Origin of the sequence: Streptomyces ruber, assembly GCF_014648075.1 — a bacterium.
Classification (GTDB): Bacteria; Actinomycetota; Actinomycetes; order Streptomycetales; family Streptomycetaceae; genus Streptomyces; species Streptomyces ruber.
On record NZ_BMQK01000031.1, the window covers coordinates 19631 to 31352 of the forward strand.

Consider the following 11722-nt stretch of genomic DNA (forward strand, 5'->3'; position numbering starts at 1 on the left):
GTCCACCGATGTCCACTGTCGGACGCTTCAGTCGGCCGGTCGGCGTTCGAGGTGGCCGCCTGTGTGCTCCGCGCGAGAGTTGAGCCCTTCGGTGTTCGCCCAGAACTCGCGGAGGGCGGCGACGAGCGCCTCGGGCGCCTCCTCGGCGATGTGGTGTCCGGAGTCGATCGGACCGCCGTCCAGCCGGTCGCCCGCCCACTCCCGCCACACGTGCAGTACGTCGCTGTAGAGGTCGACCATGTCGTCGCGGGTGGCCCACAGCACCTGCAACGGACAGGTGATGCGTCGTCCGGCCCGACGGTCGGTGTCGTCGTGTTCCCGGTCGACACCGAGACCGGCACGGTAGTCCTCGCACATGGCGTGCACGGTGGCCGGGTCATGGATGGCGCGGTGGTAGTCCTCGTACGCCTCGGCGCCCATCTGCTGGGACGTGGCCTTGTACCAGGCGTCGGGGTCGGCGTTGATGATGCGTTCGGCGGGCTTGTCGGTCTGTCCGAGGAAGAACCAGTGCCACCAGCTCGCGGCGAAGGTCGTGTCACAGCGACGCAGTGCCTCTCCGATGGGGACGGCGTCCAGGACGCTGACGGCGGACACCGCTTCCGGGTGGTCCAGGGCGAGGCGGGTGGCCACTTACGCACCCCGGTCGTGCCCGACGACGGCGAACCGCTCGTGCCCGAGGCGGCGCATGACCGCCAGGCAGTCCCCGGCCATGGCGCGTTTGGAGTACGGGCGGTGCTCGGGGTCGGTCGGGGGCTTGTCGGACCGGCCGTAGCCGCGCAGGTCGGGGCAGACCACCGTGTGACCGGCCGCGAATAGCAGCGGGGCGACGCGATGCCAGGTCGCGTGCGTGCGCGGGTGACCGTGCAGGAGCAGCACCGCCGGACCGTCACCGCCGTGGCGCACCCGCAGGCGAGCGCCGTCCCCTTCGCACCGCGTCAGCTCGAAGCCGTCGAACACGTTCCCTCCCACGCCCCGGACATCTCGGCTCGCCTGCCCCGAAGTGCGGTGTCCACACGGGCTTTCGTGGGTCGGGCCACGCCGGTGCGGGCCAGCACGAGTCGGTCGTGTCGATGCGGCCAGTGATGGCCGACGAGCCGCCGAGGCCGCGCCCGCGGGGAAGCAGCGTGGACGTTCCCGTGATGTTCGGCGTTGAGGTTTCAGTGGTTCGGTGTTTCGCTTTCAGTGCGTCTGAGCTGGTGTTTTGTTGAGTTCGCTGGAATGTGTGTGCTGTTTGGGTGCTGAAGGCTGCCGCCGAATTGTGGTGAAGGGTGGGGCTGAGCGTGTAGGGCCGGGCGCTGGGAGCAAAGTGGCTGGTCGTTCAGTGTGTGCCCGGTGTGGTGCTGTTCTTCAGGGCGGTCAAGGAACATCGCGGTTTCGGCTCTGCTGGTGTCACCCGTCGGGGTGATGGGGTTCGACGTGTCTGCTTGTACGGCTTCTGACTGGACAGCCTGCGCTGAACAGGGGCGGGCGTCGGAGGGCGGGTTGGTGAGCGGGGAGGAGAGCTCCGGCTGTTGGGGTGCGGTGTTGCCGCGCGGGGCGGGTCGTGGGGCTGCGGTTGCCCGGTTGCTGGCCCTGGACGAGCAAGGCGAGTTAAGTACGGCTCACGTGCGTTTGATGGCTTCGGCGTTGGACGTATCGGAGCGCACGGTGTGGAACTGGCTGTCCGTAGCGCGCCGCGAGGGCCGGACGGGGCCGCGGCCGCGGCCCCGTTTCAGGGTGACGCGGGAGATCCGCGATCTACTCGTGATGTGGGGCGGGAACGTGTCTGCGGTTCACCGTGAGCTTGCTGCTCGGGCGGCGGAAGATCCTTCGTCTGGTCCGGTTCCTTCTCTCTCGGTGCTTCATCGTGCGGTGGTGCGGGATCTGTCGGTGGGGGAGCGGGCGGGGCTGCGTACGGGTGAGGCGGGCCGCCGGCGTCATGACGTGTTCGGGAAGCGGCCGCCGACGTACCGCAACGCGTGCTGGGAGGGTGATCACAAGCGGATCCCGGTACGGGTGGAGGTCGAGGGGCGGGCGGTGTGTCCGTGGGTGACGTGGTTCATCGATGTCGCGTCGAAGGTGATCGTGGGGGTGGCGGTCACTGGGCATGAGCCGGGGCGTGACGCGGTGCTGGCGGCGCTGCGCACGCCGGATCAGCCGTGCCAGGCCTTACGGGCCGTTCGGTGGTCTGCCTGGGCGGGTGCGGGTGGACCGTGGCAAGGGACTTCCTGTCCAAGGCTGTGTCGCGGGCTCTGGGCGGTTTCGCTGTCCCGGTAGATGATCTGCCGGCCTACAAGCCCTACCGCAAGGGCACGGTGGAGGCGCTGAACGGTGCGGTGGAGGAGATGCTCCTGGTCTCCCTTCCCGGCTACACCCGCCGCGCCCGCCCGGCGGGCGCCCATCGCCCCGACGAGGCGGGCGATCTGCTCTCCTTCGCGGACTTCGTCGAGGTGCTGCTGGGCTGGGTGCGCTGGTGGAACACCGAGCACCAGCCCTCGGGCCTTGCGTCGGGGCTGACCCCGCTGGCGGCGTGGGAGGCGGACCCGACCCCGGTCGAGGACGTCCCCGAGGAGCAACTGGCGTTCTTCGCCCTGGAGGACGACGGCAGGGTGCGGAAGATTGCGACGAGCGGGGTCAGGTGGCGGCGCCGCTTCTACATCGCGCCATGGATGGTCGGCCACGCCGGCACACGCATCCGGCTGCGGTACCTGCCGCACTACGACGGACAGATCGAGGTCTTCTCCACCGAGCCGCCCGGCCGCCACCTGGGGACCGCCTACCTGGCCGAGGAAGCGACGCTCGAGCAGCGCAGGGCACTCGCCTCGGTCAGGGAGCAGAAGACCCGCGCGCTGAAGGCCGACTTGAAGGCGGCGGAGAAGCTGCGCCGCACCCGCTACACGGCCACGACCACACCGGATGCTCCCCGTCCGCGGCACGTGGTCACCGGCGGGCAGGCCCGGGCGGAGATCGCCCGCGCGAAGGCGACCGATCTGGCGGCCCGCGCGCTGCCGGACCTGATCCCGCCCCGGGACCCGCCCGCAGGCTGGGCCCGCCCACGCCCCGCCCCCGCCACCCGGCCGCGCCCGGATGCCGCGCCGCAGCCCCCGGCGTCAGACGACGCAACCGGCACCACACCCGCTTCGCACACCGAGGAGTGAGATCCGGATGGCTACCGCTGAACGCAAGGGACGTCTGCCCGGGGAACGGGAGGATCACTTCATGCGCCTGCCCGGCGCCCAGACCGTCTCCACGCGGGCACTGCTCACGGCTCGGGAGAACCTCCGGGCCGCGATCGAGGCGAAGGCGATGATCTGCATCTACGGGCAGGCGGGCAACGGCAAGTCCTTCGCGGTCAACGCCTCGCTGCGCGAGCTCGCGCCGAAGCACACGCGCCGGATCCGGTTCCGCGCGCGCCCCTCGACCCGGGACCTGCGCCACGAGCTGTTTCACGCCCTTGGCCTGCAGGGCCGTCCGCCGGCGCATGCGATCGAGTTCGACCGCATGCTGCGCGGCGTGCTGGAGGAGCCGCACGTCCTGGTCTGTGATGAGGCCCAGTGGCTGTCCAAGTTGTGCTTCGAATACCTGCGCCACCTCTGGGATGACACCGGTTCCGATCTCAACGATCGTCTTCACCGGTGGCAACGGCTGTTTCGAGATGCTGCAGAGCGAGCCGATGCCGGAGTCTCGCGTGTATGCGTGGCAGGAGATCGACCGGATGCCGCTGGACGAGGTCCTGGCCGTCGTCCCGGCCTTCCACCCGATCTGGACCGACGCGGACCCCGATCTGATCGCCTTGTGCGATCAGGAAGCGGCTCGCGGGAACTTCCGGGCCTGGGCGAAGATCACCCACCATCTCACCGTCGGGATGAAGGAGTCCGGACGCAGAGGCGTGGACGAGGACTTGCTGCGCTGGGCCTACAGCAAGCTGGGCCACCGCACGGCGGCCTGATGCTCCACTGCCCGAACCCGCCCCCGGTCACCGTGGTCCTGGACCCCTACGACGACGTGGTCCACACCCGCGCGGCCCTGGCCTCCCACGCCCCGCACGACGGACGCATTACCGTGCACTCCACCCCGGGCGCCGGCTCCGTCATCGCGCTCGCCTACGACATCCTCGCCGCCCTGGGCAAGCCCGTTCCCCTGGGTGTCTGCCACCGGATCGACCCGGCCCCGGCCTGGTCGGTCGCCGCCGCCTGGATCCTCGCCACCCCCATCACCCACCTCACCCTCCTCCGAGCCCACCTGCTGACCCCGCACCGCTTCAAGAACCTGCTCGCCCTGCGCCGGCGCACCGGGGTCCGGCTGGTCCTCGTCTGCCACCACCGCGCCATGCGGGCGTTCCTGGAACGTGAACTGCGGCAGGTGGAACACACGACCGCCGAGGCTTCTGCCCTGCTGCCCGAGGCCGAGCTCTCCGCACCCGGGCCGCTGCGCCCGCTGGCGAACCGCTGGATCGGCCTGCCGGCTCTGACCACCCTGACCGTCGACGAGGATCCGGCCAACCCCTGCCAGTGCGCTGCGCCCATGGCAGCGGAACGGGACTTCTTCCCGCCGGTCATGCCCTCCCTCACCGCGACGGAGGTCGCCTGGCGGCTTCACCGGGCCACCGCGCATCCGTATCTGGCCGCCCAACTGGCCACGGCGGTGTTCACCGCGGCTTCCACCACCCAGCTCGATACCCTCCACGTCCACGACCTGGCCCCAGACGGTACGGCCGTCACGCTCCACGACCATGGGCTTCGCCGGGGCTGCATGACCCATCACGTCCCCGCCTGGGCCCGACCCCTGCTGCGGGCCGCAGCCTTCCTCTGGAGGATCGAGGCGGGCACCAACGGCCCCCTCTTCACCGATCCGCTGGACAACACCGGCCTGCCGTCCCTGACCGCCTTCGCCGAGAGTTGCAGGCTACGTCCGCCCCAGCCACCTCGCCCCAAGCCCCGTCGGCCCCGGAAGACAGCGAAACCAGCTCCGAAACCGCCGGAGAAGACCGTCTGGCCCGTCTGCACGGTCCACTACCGGCGCCCATGGGCTGCACCTGGCCCCGAGCGGATGCACGGGTGCCCGTACCCGCCGCCCCGCACCCAGAAGACCATCGACAGGAGGAAGAAGGGATGGCTGCCGCCCGACTACGGTCTGCCCGGACTCCAGCCCCCACGCTGGGCATGGGAGCTGTCCCAGTAGTGAAACAGCGCAACGCCGCGAACCCCGGCCGCCTGCTCACGTCCGCCGCACCGCGCAGTTTCACTACTGAGCTTCTCCGCGTGATGTTGCCGACAGGGCCGGGCTCGCAAGCTGGGGTGATTCCCGTCGCCCTGCCATGATCGCCATAAATGGGGTGAACGCGGCGGGCGGGTCGGACATGCTAGCCCGGTGCAGCATGATGAGGAACAGCCGTTGTCCGGTGGGAACGTCAGCACTGGTGTCGTCCGGGTCGGAGATACCGTCCGCCGCCCGAGCGGACCGTGGACCCCCGCTGTGCACGCCTTGCTGACCCACCTGCACGAGGTGGGCTACCGGGCGGCGCCCCGCCCGCTGGGCATCGACGACCAAGGGCGCGAAGTCCTGACCTTCGTGCCGGGACACGTGGTCTGGCCCGACCGGTTCTCCCTGCTGGACGCCGAGCGGCACCTGGCCGACGTGGCGCGACTGATCCGGGACTTCCACGAGGCCGTGCAGGACTTCACACCACCGCCCGACGCGCACTGGCAGGTGCTGATCCCCGCCGAGGGCAGCGACATCATCGCCCATCACGACCTGGCACCCTGGAACCTCGTGGCCGGCGACGAGGGGCAGTGGGCCTTCATCGACTGGGACAGCGCCGGCCCCGGCTTCCGCCTGTGGGACGTCGCGTACGCCATGCACGGGTTCATTCCGCTGTCCGCGCATCCCGACTGGCAACGCCCCGACGCCGCGCACCGGCTGCGGGTCTTCGCCGACGCCTACGGCCTCGTCGAGGCCGAACGCCGTCACACGGTCCCTCTGCTGGGGCGCCGCACGCGATCCATGCACGACTTCCTGCGCGACCAGGCCGCCCGGGGCGTCCAGCCCTGGGCGACACTGTGGGCCGAAGGCCACGGCAACGCCTGGCGCAGCGACGCAGAGTACATCGAGCAGCGCGAGGACCAGTGGATGCATGCCCTGCTCGCCGACTGATTCCGGTCTCGGCTTACGGCCCGTACTGCCTGCACTGGCTGGTCTGTGAGGGGGTAGGGGGTGGCTTCAATTCGTCGTTCGCGGCGGCGAGTTCAGAGACCCTCAAGGCGCGAGGAGGGTGCGGATCTGGTCGGCGGTGTGGGGGTGGGTGGTGCGGACGGTGAACCAGGAGCCGTCGGTGCAGGCGATGCCGACGCAGCGTCGTAGCCGTCGTGGCCAGGGGGTGTGGCGTAGGCCCGCGTGCGGGCAGGCGACGGCCCGCGAGGGGTCCTGCCATAGCGCCCGCACGGCGATCTGGCCGTCCGCGACCACGAGCAGGCAGTCCGCCTCCTCGGTGCGCAGTGCGTCCCTTCTCCAGTAGGCGGTGTGGACGGCGAGGACGAGCCGCCCGGCGTCGCTGTCCCAGCCGCCGCGCATGCCCGGCCCGTTCAGCAGCCGCAGCAGGAGGCGGAAAGCCTTCCGGACCGGTTCGAACAGCGCGGAGAACGCCTCGACGGGGTCCTCGGGCAGCGCGAGCAGGAAACGGGTGAGGAAGAATGAGCGCAGGGACTGCCATCTCTCCCCACGCGGCTGTACCGGCAACCGTCGCACCCCCGGCGGCCGCCCGTACCGCGGCAAGCCCACCCTGAACTCCACGCCCGACACCCCCCGGGGAGAGTAGGGCATGCGCGGGCGGCCTACGGAGCGACGATCAACGCTCGACGATCTTGTGTGTCCCGCTGCGCAGTCGAACCCATCGGTAGCCCCGCTACCCGGAGCCCCTGCTGCCACCGTATGACAAGGATCAGCCGGGGCAGAGGGCCTGCATGACCTCGCTGGCTCTGACGGTTGGCCCGAACCAGACGGTGACGTTCTGGAGCTTCCTTGTAGCACTGGCAGTAGTGGTTGGTGTGTGGTTGTGGGCGAAGCGGCGCCGCTGACCGGCCCGCTACGTCCACCGCATGCCAATCGCGGCCAGATGCCCCACCCGCTCGGGTGTCAGGGTGGCGGCTCTGCTTCGTTGGTTGCTGATCCACGCTCCGAGCCGGATCTCGCGTTCTTGCTGCTCCTCGCCGCGGTCACCGTTCCCGCCGCTGCCGAGAACGATGGTCTCGATGTGTTTGCGGGGTACGCGCAGGTGCCCCTCGCGTTGGTAGTACTGCCGTGCGGCGGTGAGGTTGATCGCCCATTTGTCGGCCTGCGACCTACGCGGCGTCGGCTTCTCGTCCTCGCTCGCGGGCACGATGCCGAGCACGTTCTCGCACATCCATTGCTGTGCCCCGGTGAGCTTGTCCCACCCCAGGCGCTGCGCCCGCACCCACCGCCCCAGGTCTTCGCCCTGGTGCACAACCTTGCCCGGTCCGGTCGGCAGCTGACCGCCTTTCTCGAGGTGTTGTCGGACGAGGTGGAAGGCGCGTTGCCATTCCACGGGCCAGGCCGGGCACCAGGCGGGGTCGATGTCCTCCAGCTGCTCTCGTCGCTCTTCCGGCAGTGCCCCGGCTGCGGAGCCTGCCGGTAGTCCTTCGGCGCGCCGCTGTTCGATCTCCTGTGCTCGCCGGGCAGCAGCCCGCGCGTTCTTGAGCCAGATGCCCACCCGATATCCCTGGAAAGTGGCGTCAAGCGGCGCCAGCAGGTGTCCGTGTTCCGCGGCCCATCCGCGTGCGGCGGTCAGGCCTTCCTCCCACGCCATGTCGTAGTGGGACCAGACCATGCCGAGCTTCTCCAGTTGCTCGACGCGGTCGGCGTCCATGTCACCGCGGGTGTGGAAGCGTCGGGCGTCGGCGGTCCACTGCCCGAGGGGGAATCCGGCGAGGGAGGCCGGCCATCCCTCGGCCTCCACCGCCTGGTCCTCGCCGCCGGGCACACGGTAGGTGAACGGCACCCTCAGGTCCCCGTGCCGCCGGGCGTAGAGGGTGGCGGCTTCGATCCCGCGCCGCCAGTGGGCGCGCTCGGGGTTCAGGACGCGTAGGTTGATGAAGGCGGCCATCTGGGCGGGGTCGCGGGGGGTGGAGAACTTCAGCAGCGCCCGTGCCGGCGCCGACACCCCGCCGCTGCCACCACCGTCTTCATCGCCCTGCTCACTGCCGGCAGGGCTCGGTACGCCCGCAGGGCGGCTCGGAGCCTGCTGCTCGGCCAGCTGTTCCACGATGCGGGTGTCGTGTGCCCGGAGAGCTTCCAAAAGCTTGGCCAACCCGCCGAATGCCCGGCTGGTCAGCATGTTGTCGACGGTCTCCCCGGGTCCGAGCAGGACGGGCACCACCAGCGACGCCACCTTCCCCTCGCCGGGCTGAATCCGCAGCGCCCGGCCCACGGCCTGGACCAGATCCGGCATGGAACCACGCACATCGGCGAAGTACACGGAGTCGCAGTTCTTCGAGTCCACGCCCTCCCCGAGTACGCGAACTGACCCGAGGAAGCTCTTCTCCACTACGGTGCCGTCGCCTGCGATTCCGTCGGCGAACTCAGCGAGCACCCGCCGCCGGTGGAGCGGCTTGTGCTCCCCGCACAGCCAGTCCGCCCAGACCGTCCTCGGGTACAGCTCGGGATCCTCAGTATGCAGCGTGGCGGCGACATCGGGCAGGCCGGCCGCGAACGCCTCAGCCTCCCGAATCTGATGGTGGAAGATGAGCGTGCGCCGGAAGCCTTCCTCGGCGGAGGCTTTCACCAGCGCGGTCTGCAGCGCGGCGAGCCGCGCCCCGCGCACGGCCTCGGACCGCGCGTCCGCGCCGAGGAGCTGCGCGGCCTGGAGCTGGGTGTCGGTGATGTCCACGCACACCACCTGGTACGGCGCGCAGATCCCCCGATCCACGGCCTCCGACAGCGTCAGGGTGTAACACCGGCTGCCGAACGGCCCGTCAGGATCGTCGTCCATCGAGGCCACCAGCCCACCCGGCCCGCCCCGCACGCCCTGCTCCTGCACGGCGTCCTCGTCGAGCTGCCACAACCTGGGCGTGGCGGTCATGTACAGCCGGCGCAGGGCGGGGATGCGGGCGTTGTCGTGGACAACCGCCCACGGCTTCCCGATCCGGCCAGTGACCCGGTGGGCCTCGTCCACGATGACCAGCGACCACCCCGGCAAGCCCGCCTGGTGCGCCCGCTCGAGGATGCCGAGCCCGAGGGAGGCGTAGGTGGCGAACACGGTCACCTTGTCTGGACCGTGCGTCCACGCCACCAGCTCGTCCACGTCCGTGGTGTTCGGGAAACCCGCCTCGCTCTCACGCAGGGAGGACACCCCGATCATCAGGCCGCTGCGCCCGCCCTCGCGCCAGGCGGCCTGGGTCTGGGTGAGCAGGTCCAGCGAGGGCACGAGGACGAGCACGCGGCCCGCGCGGAGTTCCTCGGAGCTGCGCACGGCGACGAGGGTCTTCCCGGATCCGGTCGCCATGACCACCTGGGTCCGCAGTCCCCGCTCGGGGACAGTAGATCTTGCAGGCAATGCGAGCGCGCGGAGTACCGCGTCCACGGCTTCTCGCTGGTGAGGACGGAGTTCCTTCACTGCCCTTCCGATCTGCCTTCTCCTGCGGGCCGCGCGCGGGGACCCGTGCGGTGAGAAACGAGGAACTGTCACGTGAGAGACGTGCAAGCGGTCACAGCAAGGCCCCCCGACCGCACATTCAGCCACTGAACAGGGGAGGGCGAACACGACTCAGGCCGGACCACGACCCCACATCAGCAGTACTGTCACAGTCCAAAGTCTAGCGTTGCTTCACTTTGAAGCACACTCCGGAACAATACTCCCTCCCCGGCCCGGCGGGGGCCGTCATGCTGCGCGCTGTCCGTTGCTTCCCGGGGCTTCCCGCTCGATCGGACACGCCGGGGACACGGTCAGTTTCCGGCGAGACTGGGCGCCGTGAGATCGACCCATACCCGCGGCTTGCGATCCCACGCACGCACCCTGCCTATGATCAGGTCGACAGTCGCTCCCACCGGCGGCAGCTCCTGTGCGAGTCGCCTCACTCCCGGCTCGCTGCTGCGGCGAATCATGTCCAGTGAGGCGCCCACGGGCTCGAATCCGTGGAGCTCCGCCATGAGGCCCCATGGCTCGTGACTGGTGATCGTTGCTTGAACTGTCTCGCCTTGTCGAAGTTCGCTGAGAGGGCGTCTCGATCCATCTGCCATGGCGGCATCCTCCTCCTCAGCCCATCCTCCGCCCCAGCTCCCATCCCGGTGCCGGCCGACCCCCCGCCGGAGGCACCATCTGCGACCGCGGCTGCGATCGTGCGGTGCTCTCCCTCATGGCCCGGCCTCTTTCCTCTCGTAGGCGTGCGTTGGCACAGCGCCCGCAGTGTGGGCCGAAGGCAGGAGTGCGGAGGGCGGCAGCCGGGACACGTCCCGGCCTGCTCCTGCGGCGCCTCGAAGCCTCCGAGGCGGACCGGCCCGCGCACCGCGCCGCCCCGCAGAAGACGGCAGGCCCCCGCCACGCCCACGCCTGACCCCTCGGGCCCAGCGGTTGCAGAGGCGGCAGGCCTACGTCTGCCAGAGCGGTGGCTGGGCAGACGGGCTGCACCCTGATGAGAGGAGTTCGCTCATGCTCGGCATAGTCGCGGCGGTGCTGTTCTTCGTGTCTTTCCTGATTAATGCGGCGGATCTCGGTACTAACGATGTGTTGTCTTCGACGAACGTGATGCTGCTGGGCCTGACCGCTCTGGCTCTGCACGTGGCTGGTATCGGCACCGGCTGGGCCCGCAGGCGATAACCCCATTGGGGCCTGCTGTTCTGCCATCAGCAGGCCCAGACTTTTCCCTTTTCGAGGGAGCAGCGGTGATCGGGTCTTGCTGCGTTTCCCGGTGTGTGTCCTGAGTACGCGTACTCAGGTGTGGGTGTCTTGTCACGCTCATACTGTCCTGGTCATGACAGGGAATCAGGAGGGGCGATCGTGATCAGAGCGAGGAAGACCGCGACGACGGCGATGCTGGCGGCTGTGGCCTTCGGGACCGCGGTGGCAGGCACGGCACCTGCCACCGCGGCTGAGGGTCTTCTCCCTCATCCCGGGCCGGAGGGTCTGGTGTGGGTCCCGGAGTGGACGGGGGATGGCGGGGTTGCGTCCGGAGGCGCGTGGGACAGGCTGCCGACGGTGTTGACGGTGGCCTGTGAGGGTGGGGGCAGTGTGGCGGTGACGATGGAGTCGCAGTCAGTGCAGGTGGCCGAGTTCACGGTGGACTGTCCTGCTGGCAGTGCGGGGGTGGGCCAGGTGGCCATGGATGCGGGGGTCGTGCGGTCGGGATCGTTCACGATCGGAGTCGACGCCTCGGCCCAGGACATCCGCTGGGCCCTGACGGTGACCCAGCCCGAATAGAACACCACCACCCCTAGGGGTAACCGACCCCTCTCGCTGCTAGCTAGCCCGCGTGAGCGGGCTCCGGCGCCTGGAGGCGAAGCCGGAAAGGGCCGGCCGGTGCGGGAGCGCAGCGGACGCACCGTCAGTCAGGGTGCGCAGCACCCTGACTGGACTCCGTAGCGCAGCGAAGGAGTCCCCGTGCCGAGCGCAGTTCGGCACGGGCGGTGAGCGCAGCGAACCGCCCGCGTTCTCGCGGAGCGAGAACGCAACCCCCGCGCGCAGCGCGGGGGTTCGCTTGCTTCGGGCGCAGCCCGAAGGGACCCGCTCCGCGGG

The 11722-nt window shown here is 69.9% G+C and carries 7 protein-coding genes and 3 pseudogenes; 7 read left to right on the forward strand and 3 right to left on the reverse strand.

Features of this window, described 5'->3' with window-relative positions; genetic code table 11:
• Positions 1–27: 27 nt before the first annotated feature.
• Positions 28–957: pseudogene (locus IEZ04_RS33590) on the reverse strand (alpha/beta fold hydrolase).
• A 657-nt stretch (positions 958–1614) separates the two neighbouring features.
• Between IEZ04_RS33590 and IEZ04_RS36145 the strand changes: the two are divergent.
• The 5 genes and pseudogenes from IEZ04_RS36145 to IEZ04_RS33610 all read left to right on the forward strand — a co-directional run bounded on the left by IEZ04_RS36145 (position 1615) and on the right by IEZ04_RS33610 (position 6132).
• Positions 1615–3137 (forward strand): annotated as a pseudogene (locus tag IEZ04_RS36145) (transposase).
• Positions 3138–3285: 148 nt separating this feature from the next.
• Positions 3286–3522 (forward strand): annotated as a pseudogene (locus tag IEZ04_RS35500) (ATP-binding protein); the annotation flags it as partial.
• Positions 3523–3652: 130 nt separating this feature from the next.
• Positions 3653–3928: a hypothetical protein gene (locus IEZ04_RS35505; RefSeq protein ID WP_229821478.1), complete on the forward strand. Its 276-nt coding sequence runs from the start codon at positions 3653–3655 to the stop codon at positions 3926–3928.
• The gene (locus IEZ04_RS33605) at positions 3928–5160 is read left to right on the forward strand and encodes a hypothetical protein (RefSeq protein WP_189220773.1); all 1233 of its coding nucleotides are present in this window, start codon (positions 3928–3930) and stop codon (positions 5158–5160) included. The genes IEZ04_RS35505 and IEZ04_RS33605 overlap by 1 nt, the downstream gene beginning before the upstream one ends.
• Before the next feature lie 213 nt (positions 5161–5373).
• Positions 5374–6132, forward strand: a complete 759-nt coding sequence (locus IEZ04_RS33610; protein ID WP_189220778.1) for a phosphotransferase enzyme family protein — start codon at positions 5374–5376, stop codon at positions 6130–6132.
• 102 nt (positions 6133–6234) lie between these two features.
• Here the strand turns inward: IEZ04_RS33610 and IEZ04_RS33615 are convergent, their stop codons facing one another.
• Positions 6235–6714: a hypothetical protein gene (locus IEZ04_RS33615; RefSeq protein ID WP_189220774.1), complete on the reverse strand. Its 480-nt coding sequence runs from the start codon at positions 6712–6714 to the stop codon at positions 6235–6237.
• 346 nt (positions 6715–7060) lie between these two features.
• A complete protein-coding gene (locus tag IEZ04_RS33620; protein ID WP_268245714.1) occupies positions 7061–9607 on the reverse strand; it encodes a DEAD/DEAH box helicase in 2547 nt (848 codons plus the stop codon).
• A 1032-nt stretch (positions 9608–10639) separates the two neighbouring features.
• Here IEZ04_RS33620 and IEZ04_RS33625 point away from each other — a divergent pair.
• Both IEZ04_RS33625 and IEZ04_RS35510 read left to right on the forward strand, forming a co-directional pair.
• Positions 10640–10807 carry a hypothetical protein gene (locus IEZ04_RS33625; RefSeq protein ID WP_189220775.1) on the forward strand — a complete coding sequence of 56 codons (168 nt, stop codon included), beginning with the start codon at positions 10640–10642 and terminating at the stop codon, positions 10805–10807.
• A gap of 423 nt (positions 10808–11230) precedes the next feature.
• Positions 11231–11407, forward strand: coding sequence for a hypothetical protein (locus IEZ04_RS35510; protein ID WP_229821477.1), 177 nt, complete (start codon positions 11231–11233; stop codon positions 11405–11407).
• Positions 11408–11722: the final 315 nt, after the last annotated feature.

Excerpts from the sequence above, each read along its gene's own strand:
- IEZ04_RS35510 (WP_229821477.1), top strand. The coding sequence starts at position 11,231 with ATGGAGTCGCAGTCAGTGCAGGTGGCCGAGTTCACGGTGGACTGTCCT.
- IEZ04_RS33625 (WP_189220775.1), top strand. The coding sequence starts at position 10,640 with ATGCTCGGCATAGTCGCGGCGGTGCTGTTCTTCGTGTCTTTCCTGATT.
- IEZ04_RS33605 (WP_189220773.1), top strand. The coding sequence starts at position 3,928 with ATGCTCCACTGCCCGAACCCGCCCCCGGTCACCGTGGTCCTGGACCCC.
- IEZ04_RS35505 (WP_229821478.1), top strand. The coding sequence starts at position 3,653 with ATGCCGGAGTCTCGCGTGTATGCGTGGCAGGAGATCGACCGGATGCCG.